Origin of the sequence: Pararhizobium qamdonense, assembly GCF_029277445.1 — a bacterium.
Taxonomy (GTDB): Bacteria; Pseudomonadota; Alphaproteobacteria; order Rhizobiales; family Rhizobiaceae; genus Pararhizobium; species Pararhizobium qamdonense.
In genome coordinates this window covers 31,523-53,441 of the sequence record NZ_CP119566.1, presented here as the reverse complement: position 1 = coordinate 53,441, position 21,919 = coordinate 31,523, and the positions used below count along the sequence as shown (strand labels likewise).

The 21,919-nt window shown below is 60.7% G+C and carries 25 protein-coding genes, 1 tRNA gene and 1 other RNA gene; 11 read left to right on the top strand and 16 right to left on the bottom strand.

Annotation, left to right across the window (positions count from 1 at the left end; all coding sequences use genetic code 11):
* Nucleotides 1-24: 24 nt before the first annotated feature.
* Together nusA and rimP are read right to left on the bottom strand one after the other, a co-directional pair.
* Nucleotides 25-1,632: a transcription termination factor NusA gene (gene nusA, locus PYR65_RS00285; protein WP_276119454.1), complete on the bottom strand. Its 1,608-nt coding sequence runs from the start codon at nt 1,630-1,632 to the stop codon at nt 25-27.
* A 58-nt stretch (nt 1,633-1,690) separates the two neighbouring features.
* Nucleotides 1,691-2,308, bottom strand: coding sequence for a ribosome maturation factor RimP (gene rimP, locus PYR65_RS00280; RefSeq protein WP_060637967.1), 618 nt, complete (start codon nt 2,306-2,308; stop codon nt 1,691-1,693).
* Between the two features lie 285 nt (nt 2,309-2,593).
* Here rimP and PYR65_RS00275 point away from each other — a divergent pair, with 285 nt between their 5' ends.
* From PYR65_RS00275 to PYR65_RS00265, 3 genes are all read left to right on the top strand, one after another.
* Nucleotides 2,594-4,222, top strand: a complete 1,629-nt coding sequence (locus PYR65_RS00275) for an MFS transporter (protein ID WP_276119453.1) — start codon at nt 2,594-2,596, stop codon at nt 4,220-4,222.
* Nucleotides 4,223-4,402: 180 nt separating this feature from the next.
* Nucleotides 4,403-4,738 (top strand): ArsR/SmtB family transcription factor, encoded by a 336-nt coding sequence (locus PYR65_RS00270; RefSeq protein ID WP_060637969.1) that lies wholly within the window; start codon nt 4,403-4,405, stop codon nt 4,736-4,738.
* Complete coding sequence (locus PYR65_RS00265; RefSeq protein ID WP_276119452.1) at nt 4,731-5,165, top strand: SRPBCC family protein; 435 nt, start codon at nt 4,731-4,733, stop codon at nt 5,163-5,165. The genes PYR65_RS00270 and PYR65_RS00265 overlap by 8 nt, the downstream gene beginning before the upstream one ends.
* A 62-nt stretch (nt 5,166-5,227) precedes the next feature.
* Here the strand turns inward: PYR65_RS00265 and PYR65_RS00260 are convergent, their stop codons facing one another.
* Together PYR65_RS00260 and recR are read right to left on the bottom strand one after the other, a co-directional pair.
* Nucleotides 5,228-6,421, bottom strand: coding sequence for a lytic murein transglycosylase (locus PYR65_RS00260; protein WP_276119451.1), 1,194 nt, complete (start codon nt 6,419-6,421; stop codon nt 5,228-5,230).
* A 281-nt stretch (nt 6,422-6,702) separates the two neighbouring features.
* Nucleotides 6,703-7,308: a recombination mediator RecR gene (gene recR / locus PYR65_RS00255; RefSeq protein ID WP_276119450.1), complete on the bottom strand. Its 606-nt coding sequence runs from the start codon at nt 7,306-7,308 to the stop codon at nt 6,703-6,705.
* 58 nt (nt 7,309-7,366) lie between these two features.
* Here recR and PYR65_RS00250 point away from each other — a divergent pair, with 58 nt between their 5' ends.
* A complete protein-coding gene (locus tag PYR65_RS00250; RefSeq protein WP_276119449.1) occupies nt 7,367-7,978 on the top strand; it encodes an MOSC domain-containing protein in 612 nt (203 codons plus the stop codon).
* 225 nt (nt 7,979-8,203) lie between these two features.
* A complete protein-coding gene (locus PYR65_RS00245; protein ID WP_276119448.1) occupies nt 8,204-9,049 on the top strand; it encodes a DUF2865 domain-containing protein in 846 nt (281 codons plus the stop codon).
* Between the two features lie 42 nt (nt 9,050-9,091).
* Here the strand turns inward: PYR65_RS00245 and PYR65_RS00240 are convergent, their stop codons facing one another.
* The 3 genes from PYR65_RS00240 to ffs form a co-directional block, all read right to left on the bottom strand.
* Entirely contained in the window at nt 9,092-9,415 is a 324-nt protein-coding gene (locus PYR65_RS00240) for a YbaB/EbfC family nucleoid-associated protein (protein WP_060638160.1), read from the bottom strand.
* A 38-nt stretch (nt 9,416-9,453) separates the two neighbouring features.
* On the bottom strand, nt 9,454-11,334 hold the full coding sequence (locus PYR65_RS00235; protein WP_276119447.1) for a DNA polymerase III subunit gamma/tau: 1,881 nt from the start codon (nt 11,332-11,334) through the stop codon (nt 9,454-9,456).
* Nucleotides 11,335-11,402: 68 nt separating this feature from the next.
* An RNA gene (gene ffs, locus PYR65_RS00230) (signal recognition particle sRNA small type) lies at nt 11,403-11,499 on the bottom strand.
* 103 nt (nt 11,500-11,602) lie between these two features.
* Between ffs and PYR65_RS00225 the strand changes: the two genes are divergently transcribed.
* Together PYR65_RS00225 and nudC are read left to right on the top strand one after the other, a co-directional pair.
* Nucleotides 11,603-12,007 carry an HIT family protein gene (locus PYR65_RS00225; RefSeq protein WP_276119446.1) on the top strand — a complete coding sequence of 135 codons (405 nt, stop codon included), beginning with the start codon at nt 11,603-11,605 and terminating at the stop codon, nt 12,005-12,007.
* Between the two features lie 2 nt (nt 12,008-12,009).
* Nucleotides 12,010-12,984 carry an NAD(+) diphosphatase gene (gene nudC / locus PYR65_RS00220; protein WP_276119445.1) on the top strand — a complete coding sequence of 325 codons (975 nt, stop codon included), beginning with the start codon at nt 12,010-12,012 and terminating at the stop codon, nt 12,982-12,984.
* A gap of 56 nt (nt 12,985-13,040) precedes the next feature.
* Here nudC and PYR65_RS00215 read toward each other — a convergent pair whose 3' ends face one another.
* The 3 genes from PYR65_RS00215 to PYR65_RS00205 form a co-directional block, all read right to left on the bottom strand.
* Nucleotides 13,041-14,117, bottom strand: coding sequence for a porin (locus PYR65_RS00215; RefSeq protein WP_276119444.1), 1,077 nt, complete (start codon nt 14,115-14,117; stop codon nt 13,041-13,043).
* 168 nt (nt 14,118-14,285) lie between these two features.
* Nucleotides 14,286-15,140, bottom strand: a complete 855-nt coding sequence (locus tag PYR65_RS00210; RefSeq protein ID WP_060637978.1) for a prephenate dehydratase — start codon at nt 15,138-15,140, stop codon at nt 14,286-14,288.
* Nucleotides 15,141-15,152: 12 nt separating this feature from the next.
* Nucleotides 15,153-15,905, bottom strand: a complete 753-nt coding sequence (locus PYR65_RS00205; protein WP_276119443.1) for a 3-deoxy-manno-octulosonate cytidylyltransferase — start codon at nt 15,903-15,905, stop codon at nt 15,153-15,155.
* Between the two features lie 156 nt (nt 15,906-16,061).
* On the opposite strand from PYR65_RS00205, the gene PYR65_RS00200 reads away from it, so the two are divergent.
* Nucleotides 16,062-16,787 (top strand): c-type cytochrome, encoded by a 726-nt coding sequence (locus PYR65_RS00200; RefSeq protein WP_060637980.1) that lies wholly within the window; start codon nt 16,062-16,064, stop codon nt 16,785-16,787.
* Between the two features lie 79 nt (nt 16,788-16,866).
* Here PYR65_RS00200 and PYR65_RS00195 read toward each other — a convergent pair whose 3' ends face one another.
* Nucleotides 16,867-17,811, bottom strand: coding sequence for an AEC family transporter (locus tag PYR65_RS00195; protein WP_276119442.1), 945 nt, complete (start codon nt 17,809-17,811; stop codon nt 16,867-16,869).
* Between the two features lie 140 nt (nt 17,812-17,951).
* On the opposite strand from PYR65_RS00195, the gene PYR65_RS00190 reads away from it, so the two are divergent.
* On the top strand, nt 17,952-18,236 hold the full coding sequence (locus tag PYR65_RS00190; protein WP_276119441.1) for a DUF982 domain-containing protein: 285 nt from the start codon (nt 17,952-17,954) through the stop codon (nt 18,234-18,236).
* 80 nt (nt 18,237-18,316) lie between these two features.
* Nucleotides 18,317-18,574, top strand: a complete 258-nt coding sequence (locus PYR65_RS00185) for a BON domain-containing protein (RefSeq protein ID WP_060637983.1) — start codon at nt 18,317-18,319, stop codon at nt 18,572-18,574.
* An 87-nt stretch (nt 18,575-18,661) separates the two neighbouring features.
* On the opposite strand, the gene PYR65_RS00180 is transcribed toward PYR65_RS00185, so the two are convergent.
* From PYR65_RS00180 to PYR65_RS00160, 5 genes are all read right to left on the bottom strand, one after another.
* Nucleotides 18,662-18,844, bottom strand: a complete 183-nt coding sequence (locus PYR65_RS00180) for a hypothetical protein (RefSeq protein WP_276119440.1) — start codon at nt 18,842-18,844, stop codon at nt 18,662-18,664.
* Between the two features lie 10 nt (nt 18,845-18,854).
* The gene (locus PYR65_RS00175; protein ID WP_276119439.1) at nt 18,855-19,046 is read right to left on the bottom strand and encodes a hypothetical protein; all 192 of its coding nucleotides are present in this window, start codon (nt 19,044-19,046) and stop codon (nt 18,855-18,857) included.
* A 92-nt stretch (nt 19,047-19,138) separates the two neighbouring features.
* Nucleotides 19,139-20,413 (bottom strand): alpha/beta hydrolase, encoded by a 1,275-nt coding sequence (locus PYR65_RS00170; protein ID WP_276119438.1) that lies wholly within the window; start codon nt 20,411-20,413, stop codon nt 19,139-19,141.
* A 226-nt stretch (nt 20,414-20,639) separates the two neighbouring features.
* The gene (locus tag PYR65_RS00165; protein WP_060637987.1) at nt 20,640-20,882 is read right to left on the bottom strand and encodes a hypothetical protein; all 243 of its coding nucleotides are present in this window, start codon (nt 20,880-20,882) and stop codon (nt 20,640-20,642) included.
* Between the two features lie 204 nt (nt 20,883-21,086).
* A tRNA-Ser gene (locus PYR65_RS00160) sits at nt 21,087-21,176 on the bottom strand.
* 277 nt (nt 21,177-21,453) lie between these two features.
* On the opposite strand from PYR65_RS00160, the gene PYR65_RS00155 reads away from it, so the two are divergent.
* Nucleotides 21,454-21,771, top strand: a complete 318-nt coding sequence (locus tag PYR65_RS00155) for a hypothetical protein (RefSeq protein ID WP_060637988.1) — start codon at nt 21,454-21,456, stop codon at nt 21,769-21,771.
* Nucleotides 21,772-21,919 lie beyond the last annotated feature (148 nt).

Genomic DNA, 21,919 nt, shown 5'->3' with positions numbered 1-21,919 from the left:
TGGATCACGGTCAGCAACGCCCTGTCAGGCGTCCTGTTCCGCGCCTTCCACGACTTCGAGCGCTTCTTCTTCGCGTGCCAGATCTTCCTGGGTGATCCAGCCGGCAGCCAGGCGCGCCTGCAGGATCATGCGTTCGGCATCGACGCGCGAGATTTCGAGCTTGGAGAACAGGCCTTCAAACTTCTTGGTCTCGCCATCCTTGCGTTCCGACCAGCCGACGAGATCGTCAGCGGCGCAGCCTGCAAAGTCTTCCATCGTCTTGATGCCGTCTTCACCCAGCGCAACCAGCATCTGGCCGGTCATGCCGTTGATCGTGCGCAGCTCGTCGGAAACGCCGAGGGCAACGCGCTTGGCGTCCATCTCGCCTTCCAGACGCTCGAGATATTCGCGGGCGCGGGTCTGCAGCTCGCTGGCCGTATCCTCGTCGAAACCTTCGATCGACGCGATTTCGTCGAGCTCGACATAGGCAAGCTCTTCGACGGCGGCAAAGCCTTCGGATGCCAGAACCTGGCCGACCATTTCATCGACGTCGAGGGCTTCCATGAACAGCGCGGTGCGTTCGTTGAATTCCTTCTGGCGGCGCTCGGATTCCTCCGCTTCCGTCATGATGTCGATATCCCAGCCGGTCAGCTGCGATGCGAGGCGGACGTTCTGGCCGCGGCGGCCGATGGCCAGCGACAGCTGTTCATCCGGAACCACCACTTCGATGCGCTCGGCATCCTCGTCGAGAACGACCTTGGAGACTTCGGCCGGCTGCAGCGCGTTGACGATGAACGATGCCGGATCCTGTGACCACGGAATGATATCGATCTTTTCGCCCTGCAACTCGCCGACAACGGCCTGGACGCGCGAACCGCGCATACCGACGCAGGCGCCGACCGGATCGATCGACGAATCGTTGGAGATGACGGCGATCTTGGCGCGCGAGCCGGGGTCGCGGGCAACCGAACGGATCTGGATGATGCCGTCATAGATTTCCGGAACTTCCATGGTGAACAGCTTCACCATGAACTGCGGATGCGTGCGCGACAGGAAAATCTGCGGACCGCGCTGTTCGCGGCGCACGTCGTAGACATAGGAGCGGACGCGGTCGCCATAGCGCATGTTTTCGCGCGGGATCATTTCGTCGCGGCGGATGATGCCTTCGCCACGGCCGAGATCGACGATGACATTGCCATATTCGACGCGCTTGACCGTGCCGTTGACGATTTCGCCGATGCGATCCTTGAACTCGTCGAACTGGCGGTCACGCTCGGCTTCGCGCACCTTCTGGACGATGACCTGCTTGGCCGACTGGGCAGCGATGCGGCCGAAATCCATCGGCGGCAGCGGATCGGCGATGAAGTCGCCGAGAATGGCGTCCGGATTGCGGTCGCGCGCCAGTTCCAGCGGGATCTGCGTGGAATAGTCCTCGGCAACCTCGACGACTTCGAGCAGGCGCTGAAGCCGGATTTCGCCGGTCTTGGAATTGATGTCGGCGCGGATATTGCTTTCCGAACCGTAGCGCGAGCGGGCGGCCTTCTGGATCGCGTCGGCCATGGCGGCCAGAACGATTTCGCGGTCGATCACTTTTTCGCGCGCGACGGCATCCGCGATCTGCAGAAGTTCGAGCCTGTTAGCACTCACTGCCATATTAAAGTCTCCGTCTGATTGCCGGGGCCTTACTCGAAGGCGTCCCGCGCCCATGAACTCAATTGATCGGCGAATCTTCGTCTTCGAAGTTTTCGTTGGCGGCCTGGGCTGCCTTCGCCTTCTTGTCTGCTGTCAGCGCATCGCGGATCAGGTCATCCGTGAGGATGAGCCTGCCTTCGGCAAACGCCGTATAGGGAACGACCACCTGCGGGTCTTCGCCCTCAGCCGGTTGATCGCGCTCGATCGTGAAGGCCTCGTCGTCGGCCGCAACGATCTTGCCGCGGAAACGCTTGCGGCTATCGACCAGAACGGACGTTTCGAACTTGATCAGATGTCCGGACCAGCGGGTAAAATCCGATTTGCGCACCATCGGCCGGTCAATGCCCGGTGACGATACTTCCAGATGATACTCCCGATCGACGGGATCTTCCACGTCAAGCACTGGCGAGATCGCGGTCGAGATCGCTTCGCAATCTTCCACGGTCATCGTGCCGTCAAGCCGCTCGGCCATGATCTGCAATGTCGCGCCATTCTGCGAGGACAGGCGCACGCGCACCAGCTGGTAGCCCATCGGAACCAAAACGGGCTCGATGATATCGGCGATGCGCCGGTCGATGCCGGTCTCGGTGACGAGGCGCGGTTCCTGTGTGTTTTCTGCCGTTGCCGTATCGGACAAACGATGTTCTCCCAAACCATCGGGTAATAAAAAAGAGCGGGTCCTGACGGGCCCACTCTTCATCAACCGATCAAGAATTTGAGGGTCATATACGCTCGATTATCGGCAAATGCAAGATATGCTGCATCTCGCCCCGCAAAACCTCTCGGCCGCGCAAAACCCTCTTGCGGACGGCGAAGTGGTGAAATCCTGCCGGGCGCCGTGCTTTTGCTTGCCCGGGCAATCATCTCGCCTAGATTGGGCCTCACAAAGACTATTCAAACACTGACAGGGTGGGAAAGCGCGTTGCCGCACCGATTATCGCCATTGGCGCCGTTCAAGCACGATACGTTCCGGGTCATCTGGGTGGCAAGCCTCGCCTCCAATTTCGGCGGGTTGATCCAGGCCGTCGGCGCCGCCTGGATGATGACGTCGATCACCGACTCGGTGAATATGGTGGCGCTGGTGCAGGCCTCGACCTCGCTGCCGATCATGCTGTTTTCGCTGATTTCCGGGGCGCTGGCCGATAATTTCGACCGCCGCCGTATCATGCTGATCGGCCAGTGTTTCATGCTGGGTGTCTCGGCGCTCCTGACGCTCTGCGCCTATTTCGGTTTCATCACGCCCTGGCTGCTCCTCCTGTTCACCTTCCTGATCGGCTGCGGCACGGCGCTCAACAATCCGTCCTGGCAGGCCTCTGTCGGGGATATGGTACCGCGCGACGTGCTGCCAGCGGCCGTCGCGCTGAACAGCATGGGGTTCAATATCACCCGCTCTGTCGGCCCTGCCATCGGCGGCGTGATCGTTGCAGCCGCAGGCGCTGCCGCAGCGTTTGCCGCTAACACGCTCAGCTATTTCGCCATCATCTATGCGCTGCTGCGCTGGCGCCGGGAAGAGACACTATCGACGCTGCCGCGCGAATCGATGGGCCGGGCAATTTCCGCAGGGCTGCGTTACGTCGCGATGTCGCCGAATATCGGCAAGGTTCTGGTGCGCGGCTTTTTCTTCGGTCTTTCCGCCAGCGCCATTCTCGCGCTGTTGCCGCTGGTCGCGCGCGATCTGGTTGCCGGCGGGCCGCTCACCTATGGTATCATGCTCGGCGCCTTCGGGCTCGGCGCCATCGGCGGTGCGCTCTTGAGCGCCCGGCTGCGCGAACATTTGTCCAGCGAATGGGTGGTGCGCATCGCCTTTGCCGGCTTTGCGTTAAGCAGCCTGGTGACCGCGTTAAGCCCCTATGGCTGGCTCACCAGCCTTGCGCTGCTCCTGTCGGGTGCCGGCTGGGTTCTGGCGCTCTCTTTGTTCAATACGACGGTGCAGCTGTCGACGCCGCGCTGGGTGGTTGGCCGGGCGCTGTCGCTCTACCAGACGACGACCTTTGGCGGCATCGCGGCGGGCAGCTGGATGTGGGGGCAGGCGGCGGAAAATTATGGCCCGGCCAATGCGCTTATCGCGTCGGCCTGTCTGATGGTGGTGGGTGCGGCCATCGGGCTCCGCTTGCCGCTGCCGGAATTCCAGTCACTCAATCTCGACCCGCTCAACCGTTTTTCCGAACCGCTGCTGAAGCTCGATCTCAAGCCCCGCAGCGGCCCGATCGTTGTCATGATCGATTACGAGATCGCCGATGACGACGTGCCGGAATTCCTGACCGCCATGGCCGAGCGCCGCCGGATCCGGATCCGGGATGGCGCCGGGCAATGGGGGCTGATGCGCGATCTGGAAAACCCGACCACCTGGACCGAGACCTATCACGTGCCGACCTGGGTGGAATATGTCCGCCACAACCAGCGCCGCACCCAGGCCGACGCCGAGATTGGCGACCGGCTCCTGGCTCTGCATCGCGGCGAGGCGGCGCCCCGCGTGCACCGGATGATCGAGCGCCAGACCATCCTCCCCTACGAATACGAGCGCTACAAGCAGCAGATGGACATGCACTGATATCGCATCGATCATCTCCGACTGGCCGGTTTTGCGCTTCGCAATGCCGGCCTTTCTTTTGCCGGCGCCAGGGTGGTTTCAAAATAACCGGGGAGGGCGGTGTTTGACCGGTTTCAAAATATTCACCCATATGGTTGACTATTGCGAAGGCTTGATATATTCAACTGTTAGGGTGAATAAATGGACGAAGATGATCTGTCACGGGTTCTCAAGGCCGCCGGCGATACGACCCGGCGACGCATCCTGACGCTGCTTGTTCAGGAGGGTGCATTGAGGGTGACGGCGCTGGCCGCCCATTTCGACATGTCGCTGAATTCCGTCTCCAAGCATATCAAGGTGCTGGAGGAGGCCGGACTTGTCACCCGCCGGACCATGGGCCGCGAGCATTTCATCGCAGCCGAACTCGAGCCGCTGAAGCTGACCGAGGCCTGGTTCGCGCAATTGAAGTCGATCTGGGACTTGCGCCTTGCGGCGCTGGAAAACTTACTCGTTGCAAAGGATGAGGACAATGAATGAGCTTGAACTGACAGTCAGCCGCACCATCGCGGCATCGCGTGAAAACGTGTTCAACGCCTGGCTTTCACCGGTGATGCTGGCAAAATTCATGGCACCGCCCTCTGGCAGTTCGCAGCCAAGCAAGGTCAAGAACGATCCGGTCAAGGGCGGACGGTTTTCGATCGTCATGGTAACGCCCGAAAAGGAAATCCCGCATGCGGGCACCTATTTGGCAATCGACCCGCATTCCCATCTGTCCTTCACCTGGGAATCGCCCTATTCGCTCGACGACAGCGTCGTGACCATCGATCTAGCCGAAGTCGATGCCGGTAAGACGGAAATCACCCTGAAACAGGTGAAATTCAAGTCCGAGGAAGCGCGAAACGGTCACGAACAGGGCTGGACCGCGATCATCAACCGGCTCGAAACCAGCCTCGCGACTGCCTGATGCCTTGACCGGGCGGGATCGAATGCGGTTCCGCCCGGTCTGGTTCTAGAATGGGCCCATGTCTAGAGTTTGCCCAAAAGGCTTTTCTGCGGGAAACAGGTTGGCTCGAGCCCGTTCTTTGCCTGCCAGGCGCCGATCGAGCGGCGGGTCTTGTACCCGGCCAGACCATCGGCCTTGCCGATATCGTAGCCCTGTTTTTCCAGCGCCTTCTGCATCTTCAAGACGTCGGAGCGCAGCATCTTGCCGACATCGCCGAACTCGCGCCGGAAGGCGCCGCTGCCCGTGGCGATCCGGTCGGCAAGGTTGCCGATGAAAAGGGCATAGAGGTCGGAATTGTTATATTCCTTGATGACGTAGAAATTCGGCGTGACGATGAATTCGGGGCCGTTGCGGCCGGCGGGCACCAGCATCATGCCGTCTGCCCTGGCTTCGCTGGCCGGAAACGCCTTGCCGGAGGCGCGCTCTATACCGTCGGACGCCCATTGCGAGATCGGCTTGGCGAGATCGGGGCCTTCCTGCGCGCAGGTGACATTGGCAGGAATATAGACCTCGAAGCCCCAGTCGCGGCCACGCTGCCAGCCTTTTTTCGACAGATAGTTGGCGATCGAGGCCAGCGTGTCCGGCGTCGATTTCCAGATATCGCGGCGCCCGTCGCCATCGAAATCGACGGCATATTTGAGGAAACTCGTCGGCAGGAACTGCGGCTGGCCCATGGCGCCGGCCCAGGAGCCGCGCATATCGGCCTCCTTCACATCGCCGCTGTCGAGAATATGGAGTGCCGCGATCAGCTCGCGGCGAAAGAGATCGCCGCGCGTCGACATGAAGGCCTTGGTGGCCAGGACATCCATGATCGGATGCGGGATTTTCGCCCGCCCGAAGCCGGATTCGCGGCCCCAGATGGCAATGATCACAGGACCCGGCACGCCGTAGGTTTTCTCGATCCGCCTGAGTGTTGCGGCGTGTTCCTTGGCCAGGCTGCGCCCGGTCGCCGCCAGTCCCTGCAGGCGCTGCTCTGAGAAATAGGCGCCGGGCGAGGAAAATTCCGCCTGGCTCTGCTTCTGCTCGCCGGGCGGCCTGGTGCCGGGGGGAACGAGGTCAGGCAGGTCCCAATTGAGTTTGACATCGGCAAAGGCCGCCTTGAAGGCTGAAGCGGTAATGCCGGATTTCTGCGCCTGCGGCCAAAGATCGGTTTGCAGCCATTGGCGGAACTGGGCTTCGGTGCCGGCTTTGGAGGCGGCGAGGGTGGGCAGGGGCATCAGTGACACGACTGCCGCGATTATTATCGTCAGAGTTTGGCGAAGTTTACCCCCCTCTGTCGGCGACGCCGACATCTCCCCCTCAAGGGCGGAGATTAACCGCAGGTTTTCAGCGCCCCTTACTGAAAAAGACAGACATGATCGGGCTGCTATCAAGATGTGGGAAAAGAATGATCTCCCCCCTTGAAGGGGAGATGTCACCCCCGGGTCTTGCCTTTGGCAAGCCCGAGGACCGGCTCCGTGACAGACGGGGGTAGGTTTCGGCATATTCAAACGCATCCTCAAATCGCCGTCCTCGCCCTCAATGCTGCTGTCAGCGTGCCTTCGTCCAGGTAATCCAGTTCGCCGCCCACCGGTACGCCATGTGCGAGCCGGGTGATCTTGACGCCGAGGCCGTCGAGCTGGTCGGTGATGTAATGGGCTGTTGTCTGGCCCTCGACGGTGGCGTTGACGGCGATGATCAGTTCGCGCACGCCGCCTTTGCTCACCCGCTCGACCAGGCCCTTGATGTTCAGATCGTCGGGGCCGATGCCGTCGAGCGGCGACAGGGTGCCGCCAAGCACGTGATAGGCCGTGTTCATGGCGCTCGCCCGCTCCAGCGCCCAAAGGTCGGAGACATCCTCGACGACGATGATGACGGAGTTGTCGCGCCGGTCGTCGGAGCACACGCTGCAGGGATCGATCGTATCGACATTGCCGCAGCACGAGCAGATGCGGACCTTGCGATGCGCCTCGCCCATGGCATCGGCCAGCGGACCGAGCAGCTGGTCCTTCTTCTTGACCAGGTGAAGGGCAGCGCGCCGGGCCGAGCGCGGCCCGAGACCGGGCACCTTTGCCAGCAGCTGGATGAGTTTTTCAATTTCGGGGCCGGTGACTCGCTTTGCCATGCGGGGTTTCTACCCCATATCTCCACGGAACGGAATCGCTGAAAAGAAAGTGCCGCCCATGAAAATCCTCGCCGTCTGCACCGGCAGTGCCGAAATCCTGCCGGGCAAATCCTACAGGACCGGCATCTTCAAGCATCCGGTCGATGCCGGCGTGATGATCGACCGCGAGGGGCTGATCGGCGACAAGATCTGCAACCGCAAGCATCATGGCGGCGTCGACCAGGCCGTCTATGCGCTGGGTTCGGCCGATCTCGACTGGTGGGCAAAGGAGCTCGGCCGCGATCTGGAACCGGGTATCTTCGGCGAAAACCTGGTGATCGAAGGCGCCGACAGCCGCAAGATTTCAGTGGGCGACCGGTTCGAGACGGAGACGGTGGAACTTGAGGTTACCTCTGCCCGCATCCCCTGCGCGACGCTGTCCGCCCGGATGGACGACCCCGGCTTTGCAAAGCGCTTCGCCAAGGCCGGAAGGCCGGGCTTTTATTGCCGCGTGCTGAAAGATGGCGTCGTTCAGGCCGGAGATGCCGTCACCTATCACGCCTATTCTGGCGCTCCGGTGCTGATGCCGGAACTTTTGGAAACATACGGTAAGAACCTCTCCGACGCCGACCGTGCCCGCTATATCGCAGCGCCCATCCACCACAAGCTGAGAGCCCAGCTCAGCGGCTGAACCGGGTTTCTTGGCCTCGACGGCTTTAACCATCTGCCGAGGTTCCGCTTTCTTTCCATCGCGTCTCAACCTATGGAGATGCTGTCGCAAGGCCCGGTATTGCAAAGGGTTGGTGCGGTAAATCGATGATAGTGCAGACAACTGCAAACCGGAACGCACATGCCAAGGCACGTGCGCGAGGATGCCTGAATCTGCGCGCAAAAAAGATCGGCAAGGACCGTGATCATGTCCCCATTTTTCAGGGTTGCGGCCGGTTTCCGGCAGATGAGCGCCGTGTTGGGCGTCATGGTCACGATGCTGGCGGCACAGGGCACTGTTGCGGTGGCGGGGGACTGCGCGGTGTCTCGGGGCAATCCCGAAATTGCCCGCCTGCAGCGCCAGATCGCAGCCAACCGGACGTTCGAAACCAAATATGGCTGTTCTGCTGCGTCAAGCTTCGCCTGCCGCGAGATTGCCGGGCGGATCGCGCAGGCAAGCACCCGGCTGACCAGTCTGACGCTAGCGCCAAGCTGCAGACCGGCCATCGCCGATCGTGCGCCGAGCCGTCGCACTGCCGCAGCAACACGCGGCCTTGCCACCGGCGATGCCGCGCCGCGGGTCAGCGCCCGCATGGAAACACGTTGCGTCCGTCTTTCGGACGGCTATTCCTTTCCCACGCCGAATTCTGGCTACAATACCGCAGACGATATCGAAGCGATTTCGGCGCAGTGCAAGTTCATCTGCGACGATCCGGGCATGGATGTCTACCGGATGACGAGTGAAGACCGCAATACCGACGAGATGATCTCGGTGACCACAGGTGCGCGCTATGCGCAACTGCCCAAGGCCGGAGCCTATCGAAGGGCGGCGTCGCTGAAGACCTGCGATATCAACCGGTTCTATAAGACAGTGCTCGCGAAAATGCCACAAGCCGCAGCGGCGCCGGCTTCAGACGGACAAGACGTCCAGCCGGTCGAGGCGATCAATCTGGTGTTGCTGGGGGATGTCGGTCTGCGCGGCAGCACGAGTTTCGTCACGCCGCAGGCGCGCAAGGTCCGCATGGTCGGCGCCGCCTATTTGCCGGAAAATTGATCCGGGCGGGCCTATTCATAGTCCCGCCAATATCTGCTGAACTTAGAAAGGCAGCTTCATGCCGGGCGGGATCGGCAGGCCCGCGGTCAGCTCGCGGGTCTTTTCAGCGGTGATGGCCTCCGCCTTGTCCTTGCCGTCCTTGTGGGCGGCGACGATCAGGTCCTCGAGGATTTCGACATCGTCTTCCTTGAACAGCGACGGGTCGATCTTCAGGCTCTTCAGGTTGCCCTTGCCGTCCATGCGCACGGTGACGAGACCGCCGCCGGAGGAGCCGTCGACTTCAAGCGCAGAAATCTCTTCCTGCATCTTTTCCATCTTGGCCTGCATTTCCTTGACCTTGCCCATCATGCCCATGATGTCGCGCATCGTCATGTCCTCTTCTGAATATCTCGATAAATCTTCAACTAGTGCTCGATATCGTCGCCGGGAAGGATGTCACCCTCTTCGGATTCGGCGGCGGCCACGGCCACCGGCTCGATTTCCTCTTCCGGCTCCGGTCCCTTGATCCGCACGTCGGTAATCTTGGCGCCGGGAAACTTGGAAAGAATGGCGGCAACGTCGGGGTCCTGGCGCGCGTCGCTGACGCGTTTTTCCTGCGCCTGCGTCTCGGCCTCCAGCAGCGTCGGTGCGCCGGGTTCACGGCTGAGGATGACCATCCAGCGGATACCGGTCCAGTCCTCGAGCTTCTTCTGCAATTCGGCGACCAGCGTCTTTGGTGCGTCCTCCGGCAGGTTGATTTCCAGCCGTCCGGGCTCAAGGTTGACCAGCCGCACGAAACCGCGCACCAGGGTCTTCAGCTTGATATCGCGGTTGGTGCCGCAAAGCTCGGCGATGTCGCTGACGGATCGGACCGGAACTTTCGGCTCGGCCTTGGCGGCGGGCGCCTCCACCGGCCGTTCCTCGATCTTGCCGACGGGCATGGCCTGTGGCGGCGCAACGTCCGGCACGGCGCGCAGCATGGTCGCGCCATTTCCGGTCGCCCGCTGCGCCGGCGGCATATCGTTGCCGCGCGCCTGGATAGAGTTGCCCATGGAGCCTTGAGCGCCGCCGCCATTGCCGCCGCTCGGGGCAGAGGGCTGGCGCGGCGCATCGCCGCTCGACATCTCCAGCAAGCGCCGTGCCGCATCTTCCGGCGAGGGCAGGTGGGCGGCATGGGCAAGCCGGATCAGCACCATTTCGGCAGCACCGGCCGGGCGCGACGAGCTTTCGGTTTCCGGAATGCCCTTGAGCAACATTTGCCAGATGCGCGACAATGTCGTCACGGCAATGCTGGAGGAGAACTCGGCACCACGGGTGCGTTCGATCTCGCTCAGCGACTGATCGTTGACCGCATCCGGCACATATTTCAACCTTGTGACCAGATGGGTGAAGTCGGCAAGATCGGTGAGCACCACCGAGGGGCTGGCGCCGGCCTCGTATTGCCCGGAAAATTCGTTGAGGGCGGCAGCCACGTCGCCTTTGACGATATGCTCGAACAGATCGACGATGCGGGCGCGATCGGCAAGACCGAGCATGGAGCGCACGGCCTCGACCTCGACCACGCCGCCGCCATGGGCGATCGCCTGGTCGAGCAGCGACAGGCCGTCGCGGGCCGAGCCTTCGGCGGCGCGCGCAATCATCGCCATCGCATCCGGATCGGCCGAGATGCCTTCCTTGCCCAGAATGGTGGTGAAAAGGCCGACGAGATCCGACGCGCCGATGCGGCGCAGGTCAAAGCGCTGGCAGCGCGACAGAACCGTGATCGGAACCTTGCGAATTTCGGTCGTGGCGAAGATGAACTTCACATGCTCCGGCGGCTCTTCGAGCGTCTTCAGCAGGCCGTTGAAGGCCTGGGTCGAGAGCATGTGCACTTCGTCGATAATATAGACTTTGTAGCGGGCGGACACCGGCCGGTAGCGCACCTGCTCGATGATTTCGCGGATATCGTCGATACCGGTATGGGAGGCGGCATCCATCTCGATGACATCGACATGGCGGCCCTCCATGATCGCCTGGCAATGTTCGCCGGGAATGCGAAGGTCGATCGTCGGCGTGTCGATTTCGGCCGTCTTGTAATTCAGGGCGCGGGCGAGGATGCGGGCGGTGGTGGTCTTGCCGACGCCGCGAACGCCGGTCAGCATATAGGCCTGCGCGATCCGGCCGGTCTCGAACGCGTTGGTGAGCGTGCGCACCATCGGTTCCTGGCCGACCATCAGATCGGAAAAATCCTTCGGCCGGTACTTGCGCGCAAGCACGCGGTAGGCGGCGGGTTTTTCGGATGTCGGGATCAGACTATCTTCGCTCATCGCCCTTTTTTCCCCAAGACGGGGCCGCTTGGCTGCAAATCATGTCCGCAAAGGACAGAAGGAAAAGGGTGGGAGGCTGGCACGATGACCCGTGCCTGGCTCGTTGGGGCTGCTTCCTTCCGGACCTGACCCGGTTGGCGAGTGGCTCGTCCACCACCAACCTCCCGGTTCTCATATCGGCAATATCGAAACCAAATGCAAGCCACGCCTTCAAAAAACTGCTAGCATTGTGCAAACAAAGACAAAATCACCGTTCCGGGAGAGACACGTGCCTGCCTTCGAGATTGATGAACGCCTTCAACGCGATGGATTGCTGATCACCACGCTCGGCCTTTGCCAGCTTCGCATCAACAATGACCGCCGCTGGCCCTGGCTGGTTCTGATCCCGCAGCGCGACGGCGTGTCGGAGATTTTCGATCTGACGCCGCTCGACCAGGCCATGCTGACATTCGAAACCAATATGGTTGCGGCCGCCTTGAAAAAGGCGACGGGGGCAACGAAAATCAATGTCGGCGCGCTTGGCAATATCGTCCGCCAGCTTCATGTTCACGTCATCGCCCGCAACGAGGGGGATGCCAACTGGCCGGGGCCGGTCTGGGGCTTCGGCTCGCCCGAGCCTTGGGAAGATGAGGCGCGCAAGGCATTCGCAGCACGGATAGTGGAAAATCTCTGACCATGACGAAATCGATCTTCGACCTGCATAGCCCGCACCCCGAGCCGAGCACGCTCGTCGCCTTTGCCGAGAATCACCTGGACCGGCAATCGGAACATCGTCCCGATGATTGCCTGGAAACCGCCTTCCGCACGCCCGGCGCCCATGTCTTTGCGTTCTCCAGCGGCAAGCTGGTGGTCAAGCACGACGAGAAGATCATCGATCCGCTGTTTGCGCCCTATGAGCTGGCGGGCCTGGAGCCGGTGCTCGACGATGCCATTCTGCTGGGCTTCGTGCCGAATGGCGAGCCGCGGCTGGCCGTGCCGGTCGGCCTCACTGAAGAGGCATTGCCGGAACCGTTCAAGCTTGCCGATGGCCGCACCCTTTATCGCCAGCAGATGCTGACCGACGAGCTTCTGGGCCAGTTCGCGCAGGCTTCCAGCCTGATCTCCTGGAATGCGGCCAATCGTTTCTGCGGCAAATGCGGTTCAGCCATGGAGGGCAAGGCCGGCGGCTACCGGCGCGTCTGCACGGCCTGCGGCCACATGGTCTTTCCGCGCACCGATCCCGTCGTCATCATGCTGACGATCGATTTGGAGCGCGATCTCTGCCTGCTCGGCCGCAGCCCGCATTTTCCGGAGGGCATGTATTCGTGCCTGGCAGGCTTCGTGGAGCCGGGGGAAACGATGGAAAATGCGGTCCGGCGGGAAACGCTTGAGGAATCGGGAATCCGCATCGGCCGCGTCCGCTATCATGCCTCGCAGCCCTGGCCGATGCCGCACACGCTGATGATCGGCTGTTACTCTGAAGCAAAATCACGCGACATTCACCGCGACGATCAGGAACTGGAGGATTGCCGCTGGTTCACCCGCGAGGAAACCGCAGCAATGCTGGCGCGCAATACCGGCGTGACGCTGGCTGCCGGCGAACTCGGGCCGCCGCCGAAAGGTGCGATTGCGCACCAGTTGATGCGCGATTGGCTGGATTGGCCGAAGTAAAAACGAAAACGGCCCGCGATGGCGGACGCCGTTAGATTTTTCAGCCGTTGTGGCGATTAGAAATCGCGCTGAAAGCGAATGGTGCCGCCGATGGCGCTGCCGGTTCCGCGTTCGCCGTCAAACTCGGTGTAGTTGATTTCCGGCTGGACCTTCAGCCCTTCGGTCAGCATGTAATCGACATTGAGGGCGGCTGCGAAGGTTCCGTCATCTTCATAGGCTGCCTGACCGTTCAGCGAGGCCTTCTCGTTCAACTTGGCGGAAAATCCGCCCCAGGCCGCCCAATCGCCCAGCCACGGACCATAATAGTTGCGCTGTCTCGTACCGCCCGGGCCGTCATCATTGTCCCAATCCGACTGGTAGCCGCCCATCAGGAAGACAGAGAATATATCGTTCAGCTTGACATCGACGCGCAGCTTGCCGCCGAATGCCTCGGCCCTCGTGTCATAGCCGCCAATAAAGGCGATGCCGGTGCCGTCTTCCGTATAGTATCGCAAGCCGCCGATCACATGCGGAAAATTATCGCTTTTAAAGGTGCGGGTCGGCGCCGGTGCAAAACCGGTATCGTAGCTGCCGTCACCTTCTTCAAAGCCGGCCAAGGCTGAAAAGCCGACATCCTCGCCGTACACATAGCTGGCCTGATTGGTCCGGTCGCCGGTATAGTCGATCACATCGTCGTTGATGATATTCCCGGCCGAATTCAGCCAGGTGTCATAGCGCGAATCCGCGTATCCGGCGCGAAAGCCGGCGATCTCTATATAGGCGGCGTTGAGGTAGGGGGTGGTTTCGTCGATGCCATCCACATCGCTGCGCAATTCGATGAAGCTGCGCAACGCGCCATATTCGGTTTCCGAACGCGCATCGAGCACGATGGTGCCGCGGGTAAAGGCATCCCATCCCTGGCTTTCGCCCGAATAGGGATTTTCGCCGACATTGGAATCAAAGCGCACATAGCCGCCGATTTTCAGGCAGGTTTCGGTTCCGGGAATGTAGAAAAAGCCTTTCCCGAACGCGTCGCAGACGCGGACATATTCCATCGGTTCCGGCTCGGCAGCCACGATCGCGTCAGCGGCGTGCGCGCCGGTGGAAATCACCAGGGCGGCGCAAGAGGAAAGAAGAAGAGTTTTGATTGTCATGTATCGACCTTTGCCGCCCCCATAACCTCGCGGGCGCCTGTCATTACCGGGGAGGGCAAGGCGCGAATCAGATAGCGCGCAATGCGGCGAACAAACGGGTTCGCCGCAAAACAATCACGTTTTCGCCATGATATCCAGCGGCGAATTCTGGCCGTACGAGGCTCTAAGCTACAAAACCAGCCGCATCGGATGTGCCGCATAGGAGCCGAGGATGCGGACCTTTTCGGAGAAATAGCGCAGCTCGTCCAGGGCCTGTCGGACATTGGCATCGTCGGGATGGCCTTCGATATCGGCATAAAACTGCGTGGCAATGAACTTGCCGCCGAGCTGGTAGCTTTCCAGCTTGGTCATGTTGATGCTGTTGGTGGCAAAGCCGCCAAGCGCCTTGTAGAGGGCGGCTGGAATATTGCGGACATTGAAGACGAAGGTGGTGACGATGACATCGTTTTCGGCTTGCCGTTTGATGGTCTTCGGATCCCGCGACAGGATGACGAAACGCGTCACGTTGTTTTCCGTATCCTCGACATTTTCAGCGACAATCTCGAGATTGTAGAGATCCGCGGCCAATCTTGGAGCAAGGGCTGCCATCGAGCGGTCGCCCATCTCGGCCACCAGCTTGGCGGCGCCAGCGGTGTCGCCCGCGACCACCGGCTTCCAGCCATTGGCGCGCACGATCTTGCGGCATTGGCCGAGTGCGTGGATATGACTGTGCACGGTGCGGATCTCGTCGCGCGAGACGCCCGGAAGCACCATCAGCTGGAAGCGGATCGGCATGAAATACTCGCCGATAATGTGCAGCCGCGATTCGGGCAGCAGATGGTGAATATCGGCAACGCGGCCGGCAATGGTGTTCTCGATCGGGATCATCGCCAGATCCGCCTCGCCGTTTTCGACGGCGAGAAAGGCATCTTCGAATGTCTGGCAGGGCAGCGGTTCCATGTCCGGGAACATGTCGCGGCAGGCCATGTCGGAATTGGCGCCGTATTCGCCCTGAAAGGAAATCCGGTTGGTTTTGGTGATCATGCTGGTGTCCGATCAGGCTTTGGCGGCAAGCAGGCGCCGGGCTTTTTCAAGGTCCGCAGGGGTATCAACACCGAGCGGCACCGATTTGACGATTTCCACATCGATGCGCATGCCCGCTTCCAGCGCCCGCAATTGCTCAAGCGATTCGCGCTTTTCCAGCACGGACGGCGGCAGTGAGACGAATTTTTCAAGGGCTGCCCGCCGGTAGGCATACAGACCGATATGATGATAGAGCGGCCCGTTGCCATGCGGCGCGGTGGTGCGGGTGAAGTAGAGCGCCCTCAGCCGGCTGTCCGACAGCGGCGAACCGACCACCTTGACGACGTTCGGATTGCGCTTTTCCTCTTCGTCTTCGATCTCGACCGTCAGGGTGCCGATATCGACCAGAGGGTTCTCGAGCGGTCTCAGCGCGGCGCGGATGGTGTCCGGCTCGATGGTCGGCAGATCGCCCTGAACATTGATGATGATTTCGGCTTTTCCCTGCGGATCGCTCTTTAAAAGCGCCTCATGGATACGGTCCGAACCGGATTGATGGTCCACGCGCGTCATCACAGCCTCGAAACCGGCGGCGATGACGGTATCGAACACGTCCTGATGATCGACCGCCACCACGATCCGGCCGGCGTTTGCATCGCGTGCCCGCAGGGCAACCTGGACAATCATCGGCAGGCCGCAGATGTCTGCGAGCGGCTTGCCGGGCAGCCGTGTCGAGGCCATGCGCGCGGGGATCAGAATGAGGGTTTTGTCCAAATTGTCGCTATTCATGCTTAGGCCTTCAAAACGCGCCGGAAAAGTGTCAAAAGGTCTCAGACCCGGGCTTATAATGTCTGTTGCAACACAAAGCCAAAAGACATAGGTTCCGCGCGATTTCAAGATAGGCTGGCGTTTTGTTCGCGCCGGTTGCAAGGGGAGCATTTGCGGATGAACTCATATGTAAACATGGGCGTGGGTGCCTTCCTCGGTACGGTCTTTGTTTTGATGTCCGTATCGATCGCATCGGAAGGCATCTTCCATTCGGAAGCTCCTGAGAAGGAAGGCTTTGCCATCATCGCCGAAGAAGGCGCGTCTGATGCCGGCGCTGGCGCCACGGCGGAAGTCGAAGTCGATATCAAGCCGCTCCTGGCTTCGGCCGATGCCGCTGCAGGCGCAACAGTCTTCAAGAAATGCGCGAGCTGTCACACCGCCGATAAGGGAGGGGCCAACAAGGTTGGCCCTAACCTGTGGGGCGTTGTCGATCGTCCGATCGCTTCGCATGAAGGTTTTGCCTATTCGGCCGGCATGAAGACATTCGCCGAAGCCAACAAGACCTGGACCTACGATCACCTGAGCTTCTTCGTCGAAGCACCGAAGAAGCACGTTCCCGGCACCGCCATGGGCTTTGCCGGCGTCAAGAAGCCGGACGAACGCGCCAACCTGATTGCCTGGCTGCGCGAACAGGCCGATACCCCGGCCGCTCTGCCGGAGGCAACGGCCGCTGCCGCACCTGCCGCCGAAGGCGAAGCCGCAAAGCCGGCTGCCGAAGCTGGCGCTGCCACGCCCGCGACGGAAGGCGAGGCCGCAAAGCCTGCGACAGAAGGCGAAGCAACGAAGCCGGCGACGGAAGGCGAAGCAACGAAGCCCGCCACCGAGACGGCGCCGGCACAATAAGCGCTTTATCCAAAGCCAAGATGCAGATTGAACAGAGCCCGGCCCATCATGTGCCGGGCTTTTTCACGTCCGGGTTCCGTTACAGCAGAAAATAGGCCCAGGCCGAAACCGAGATGACGCCGAGCGCGGTGGTGATGGTAATCGTCGATGAGGCCAATCCGTGGCCGACGTTGAAATGGTTGGCGATCAGCCAGGCATTGACGCCGGTGGGAACCGATGACGTCAAGACCAGCGCCGCCGTCCAGTGGCTGTTGAGGCCAAGCAGCTGGCAGGCGCCGTAGACCGTCGCCGGCAGCACGATCAATTTCAACGCGCTGGTGATCGAGGCAAGGCCGGTATTGCCGGTCAGCCCGTATTTATCGACAGCCATGCCGATCGAGATCAGCGCCGCAGGCGCAGCGACGCCGGCCAGCTGATCGATGACGATCTTGACCGGGCCGCCAAGCGGCATGCCTGTCAGATGCACCAGGGCCCCCAGCGCCAGCCCGATGACCAGCGGATTACGCACCAGATTGCGCAGGATGCCCTTCAAGAGCGCAAGCGGACTCTGGCCGGGCCTGCCGCTGGTCTTGCGTTCCGCCCGCTCCATCAGGATGGTTCCGGCGATCATCATCACCGGCAGATGCACCGACAGAAGAATGGACAGGGCCACGACACCCTCCTGACCGACGCTGCTGGACACCAGCGGCAGGCCGATGAAGACCGTATTGGCAAAGGCGGACGACACCCCGGCCAAAACCCCGATGCGAGCATCCTTCTTGAAAAGCACCGTCGCTGCGAGATGCCCCAGCGTCCAGGTCACGCAGACGCCGGAGAAATAGGCGACCCAGAGCGGCCAGGGCGATCCCTCCCGGAAATCAGCCTCGGCAATGGTGCGGAACAGGAGAACCGGCACGGCGACCCGGAAAACGAAATCTCCAAGCGCCTCTCCCACCGATGCCTTCAGATAGTTCATCCGCACGATCAGCCAGCCCAAGAGGATCAAAACGAAAATCGGGACGACATTCAGGAAGACATCAGACATCAGGCACGGCCTCTTGGCGGAAGGTCTCTCCGCCATAGCCCCATTCGCCCGGCGGCCGCAACCCGGTGCTGAGCAAGTAACCCGCGCCGCGTACATTTCACGCAAGGCTCATATGCCAAGGTGCGGCAGGAGGTTGCCAGATGATTGAAAAATGGTGGCTTGAACCCTTCGTCCTCGAACTCGACGGAATAGGAACATACCGGGTGGTGCGCAACACCCGCGAAGCGGCACAATGCCTCTTGGAAAAATGGCCGATTCACGAGGGGACCGCCTACCAGGCGGCGATCCGGACATGCCGCGGTGTGTTGCGCGGCGAACAGCCGATGGACTATGCCCGCCAGGACTTCATTGCCGCAGCCGTCGAGGCCTTCATCCACGTGCAGCCGGTAAGCCTGCAACCCGGGAATGTGCATCCGGGCGTCTGATATCCCGCACTGCAAACTCATTTCAGAAGTCTGGAACATTCGGGAAAAACTTGCGTTGTCCCTGCGGAAGGACAATCGCCATGCACAATCAGATTTATATCCACCAGGATGATCACTCGGACCTCACCGATGACGAACTGGCCAACAAGGTCATGCGTTACATTCAATATTCGGCGCTGATCGATACATCCAGGCTGTCCGTCATGGCTGTCGGGCGCACCGTTATTCTCAGCGGTTACGTGTCCTGCGAGACAGAAATCGGCTGCATCGAACAGGCCGCCGCGTCGGTGATCGGTGTTCATCTCGTCGAGAATAAGGTCGAGGTGCTGCCGCACTGAGCGCCATCACGCCGCTATTCCTGTTGTGACTTATAAAAATACCGGCTTGCAAAATGCGAGCCGGTATTTTTCTTTTCAATCTCTGTATCAAATCAAGCCGCCGGTCACAGGGTTGACGATGGGCTTTTCGCTCTCGTCCTTGCCGCCTGCCGGCTGAACCATAGGTGGAGCTTTAGATCGCTCGTCAGCGTGAGAAGGCTCGCCTGGTGGTCGATGCACATCGCGCGGCTTCCTCTGTTCCGGTGTGGCGTTGGTATCGTCTGTGGACATGATGTCTTCCTTAAGCCGCGCCAGCGGGATCGCCGATGGGGAGCAGAGCCGGCTCCAGAACGGGGTCGTTGGGGTTCTTCGTGTCGCCCTTGTCGATCACAGGCGGCGTCGCCGGTTTTTCCTGCGTACGATCCGGGATGCCCGGCGTGGATTGCGGGCCGCGCGGGCTGTCGTCCTGTGGTGTCGGGATTGTGGTCGGCATGATCGTTCTCCTTTGTGGGAGTAAAACGATCATCCGGGGCGATGGTTCCGCAGTGGTCCACTATAGACCGCCGCGTGTCTCGATCCGCCGCCTTACTGCGACGGGGCATCCTGCGGCTGGAAGGCGCCTTCGACCTCTGCCGGTTTTTTCTTCTTCGGCAGTTTCAGATTTCCGGAAAGAAGATCGACAGGGGTCGCAACCGTGGTTGCCGTGACCTGGCCGACCGTATTGACCGTGCCGGCCACCAGAGCCGTGATACCGTCGCCGAGAGTGACGTCCGAATCCGTCAAGGTCTGGCCGGTCACAAGCCGCTGGCCGATCAGCTGCACGATCTCAGGGCTTTCGGCAAATTTGCCATGGTTGAGGCGATCGGTGGATTTCACCTTGGTCAGATCGACGACGGCGATGCCGGCTTTCTCGAGCTTGGACTTATAGGGCTCTTCGGCAGGGTTGATCTGTCCAAGCCGCTGGACATCGCCCGAAATATAACGCGACAGCGCCAGCGCCCGGTCGTCCTGCGAGACGAAAATCGTGAAATTCGGCTTGTGTTTGCCCAGTTCGTTCCATTGCCGGGAAAACACATCGACATCGATATCGGGGGAGGCAAGGATGACGTTTTCGATCTTTTTTGGAAGTCCGCCATTGCGGATCGCCATCTGGCGGATCGATTCCATCGCCAGCCACGTTCCCATCGAATGGGCAAGGATGGTGATATCCTTGATATTCTTATCCTCGACCAGCGCCTTCAGCGTGTTCTCCAGCGAGGTGCGCGAATAGTTGGTGCTTTCCTTGTCGTAATTATAGTCGAACACCTTCGCGCGCGACGGCCAGGTGAAAAGGACGGGTGTCACGTCAGCGCCGGAATCGTGAACGATCTGGGCAAAACGGAAGATCGAATCCTCATACGTATTGTTGAAACCGTGAATGAAGACCATCGCATGGCCGCCGGAGGAGTGCTTGCGCACCCATTCCCGCGCCTGTTGAACGTCCGGCACCGGCTGGACGCGGACAACCGCGAAATCGGTGTCCGGATTGGGCGGCAGCTTCTTTGGCCATTGCACGGTGCCCGATGCGCGTATCTTGCTGGATGGAATGGACACCGCCACATCGGTCAAGGAGGCCTGGACGCTGCGCTCGCCGGAAAACAGCGTTGCCGGATCTCCCGAGGGCAGCCGGCTGGTTGCCACCAGCATATCGACGACGGCATTGCCCTTCGGCTCGGCGGCAATGTTGAGCGGCTGCATGACGCCCTTGGCATGCCCCCCACAGGCGCTCAGCGTTGCCACGAGCGACAGAGTGACGACCAGCTGCCGCAGGAAGCGCCCGGATGATGACGTGGCAGCCTTGCCGATCGATGCTGAGGTCATGGATACGCTTCCAACAAAACACAAGATTTGACAGGACAGCCTGGAATTGTGTGCCGGACAAAGTCCACAGTCAGCTGCCGCCGTCAAGCCTCAACCGGGCAACTTGGCGGGGCCCGTCGATCCATGACACAGGTTGATATTGTATTTTTGACACAGGCGGCGGCACTGATCTCCGCTTAGCCTGTGCGTGGCGAAAACGGCACCGAACGGCCTTTTGCCTGCCTCTCTATTCCGGCAGGCCCTGCAATCCCAAGGCCGCATTGCGGCGCAAATCCGCAATCGCAATCCTCAGTTCCGCCTCTTCCCATCCGGCCTTGAGGCCGCCCTGAACAAGTTGTGCCTCGACATCATCCTCCGTCAGGGACGTCTCGTTCGACAAATGCGCCAGCGCCACCTGCAACACTTCCTCACAGTCGAGCGCGCGTTCCGGATGACCGATGGGGCGTTTGGGGGATGCGATATAAGTCATGCTCATGTCTCCTTGGTGGCACAGCGCCGGACTGGAAATTGGCTGAAAGCAGACTGTCAATTGCATGAATGATGTAGCGCAGGCACGCGCTTGCGCAAAGGTGTACTTGAAGCGGGCGGAAATATGGTTCGCAGCCGGGTTCGAACGGGTGATCACTCGAGCGCGGGCTGCCCGGAAAAATTGGATAAACGTTGATTGAGAAAATGGCGGACAGAGCGGGATTCGAACCCGCGATACGCTCTCACGTATACACACTTTCCAGGCGTGCGCCTTCAACCACTCGGCCACCTGTCCGTTTTGTCAATCGCACCGGCGGTTGGGGCCGGTGGATTAGAGACAAGCGCTTGCTTTCTCCCGAAAACCCCGTTCGGCTGCGCCAAACCGGGTAAGCCGCAGACGAAAACCTGCGGACGGCGCGATATATACCGAGGAACTCGGTGGGATCAACTGATTTCTGACAGTTTTTTGACTTCTTGCGATCCGGCCCTGTGAAAAGGCGGGATTGCACTTCTTCTAGCCTGTGCTTATTGCTTGCTGGACCCGGCGGATAGGGCCGGATAGGGGAGGCGGAATGCGGTTCTTGCTGCGGTTTGCGAGTTTTCTGGTGCTGGTCTCAGGCGTGCTCGTCGCATCCGTCGATGCCATCCAGTCGGTATCGGCATCGCAGCCGGTGCTGACGCCGCTTGCAGCAGCGCTTGCCGCCGCCGGCCCTTCGGCCCTGTCTTTCGTACAGGGCCTGGAACGGCCGCATGCCAATGGCGCCTTTCTCGATCCGATGATCCGCTGGTTGCTGCAGCAGCCAGCTTTCGCCTTCTTCCTGCTGATCGCGCTCATTCTTTGGATGATCGGCTATAAGCGCCCGCCCGCCGCTGGCCGGTTTTCGGCCTGACTCAACCGGCGCAAACTCTGATGAGTGCGAACCCCGGCGAGCCGATTTGACGGGCAATCATGGCGAAAAGGACACAATGCCGATAAACACGGGTTTTGCGGGCATTTCAGCAATTGCCAAACTGCGGGACTTCCCATATTAAAACTTG

What these genes read in the sequence shown, in the direction of transcription:
- nusA (WP_276119454.1), bottom strand. Translation starts at nt 1,632, where the DNA reads ATGGCAGTGAGTGCTAACAGGCTCGAACTTCTGCAGATCGCGGATGCC.
- PYR65_RS00270 (WP_060637969.1), top strand. Translation starts at nt 4,403, where the DNA reads ATGGACGAAGATGATCTGTCACGGGTTCTCAAGGCCGCCGGCGATACG.
- PYR65_RS00265 (WP_276119452.1), top strand. Translation starts at nt 4,731, where the DNA reads ATGAATGAGCTTGAACTGACAGTCAGCCGCACCATCGCGGCATCGCGT.
- PYR65_RS00260 (WP_276119451.1), bottom strand. Translation starts at nt 6,421, where the DNA reads ATGCCCCTGCCCACCCTCGCCGCCTCCAAAGCCGGCACCGAAGCCCAG.
- recR (WP_276119450.1), bottom strand. Translation starts at nt 7,308, where the DNA reads ATGGCAAAGCGAGTCACCGGCCCCGAAATTGAAAAACTCATCCAGCTG.
- PYR65_RS00250 (WP_276119449.1), top strand. Translation starts at nt 7,367, where the DNA reads ATGAAAATCCTCGCCGTCTGCACCGGCAGTGCCGAAATCCTGCCGGGC.
- PYR65_RS00245 (WP_276119448.1), top strand. Translation starts at nt 8,204, where the DNA reads ATGTCCCCATTTTTCAGGGTTGCGGCCGGTTTCCGGCAGATGAGCGCC.
- PYR65_RS00240 (WP_060638160.1), bottom strand. Translation starts at nt 9,415, where the DNA reads ATGCGCGACATCATGGGCATGATGGGCAAGGTCAAGGAAATGCAGGCC.
- PYR65_RS00235 (WP_276119447.1), bottom strand. Translation starts at nt 11,334, where the DNA reads ATGAGCGAAGATAGTCTGATCCCGACATCCGAAAAACCCGCCGCCTAC.
- nudC (WP_276119445.1), top strand. Translation starts at nt 12,010, where the DNA reads ATGACGAAATCGATCTTCGACCTGCATAGCCCGCACCCCGAGCCGAGC.
- PYR65_RS00215 (WP_276119444.1), bottom strand. Translation starts at nt 14,117, where the DNA reads ATGACAATCAAAACTCTTCTTCTTTCCTCTTGCGCCGCCCTGGTGATT.
- PYR65_RS00210 (WP_060637978.1), bottom strand. Translation starts at nt 15,140, where the DNA reads ATGATCACCAAAACCAACCGGATTTCCTTTCAGGGCGAATACGGCGCC.
- PYR65_RS00205 (WP_276119443.1), bottom strand. Translation starts at nt 15,905, where the DNA reads ATGAATAGCGACAATTTGGACAAAACCCTCATTCTGATCCCCGCGCGC.
- PYR65_RS00200 (WP_060637980.1), top strand. Translation starts at nt 16,062, where the DNA reads ATGAACTCATATGTAAACATGGGCGTGGGTGCCTTCCTCGGTACGGTC.
- PYR65_RS00195 (WP_276119442.1), bottom strand. Translation starts at nt 17,811, where the DNA reads ATGTCTGATGTCTTCCTGAATGTCGTCCCGATTTTCGTTTTGATCCTC.
- PYR65_RS00190 (WP_276119441.1), top strand. Translation starts at nt 17,952, where the DNA reads ATGATTGAAAAATGGTGGCTTGAACCCTTCGTCCTCGAACTCGACGGA.
- PYR65_RS00185 (WP_060637983.1), top strand. Translation starts at nt 18,317, where the DNA reads ATGCACAATCAGATTTATATCCACCAGGATGATCACTCGGACCTCACC.
- PYR65_RS00180 (WP_276119440.1), bottom strand. Translation starts at nt 18,844, where the DNA reads ATGTCCACAGACGATACCAACGCCACACCGGAACAGAGGAAGCCGCGC.
- PYR65_RS00175 (WP_276119439.1), bottom strand. Translation starts at nt 19,046, where the DNA reads ATGCCGACCACAATCCCGACACCACAGGACGACAGCCCGCGCGGCCCG.
- PYR65_RS00170 (WP_276119438.1), bottom strand. Translation starts at nt 20,413, where the DNA reads ATGACCTCAGCATCGATCGGCAAGGCTGCCACGTCATCATCCGGGCGC.
- PYR65_RS00165 (WP_060637987.1), bottom strand. Translation starts at nt 20,882, where the DNA reads ATGACTTATATCGCATCCCCCAAACGCCCCATCGGTCATCCGGAACGC.
- PYR65_RS00155 (WP_060637988.1), top strand. Translation starts at nt 21,454, where the DNA reads ATGCGGTTCTTGCTGCGGTTTGCGAGTTTTCTGGTGCTGGTCTCAGGC.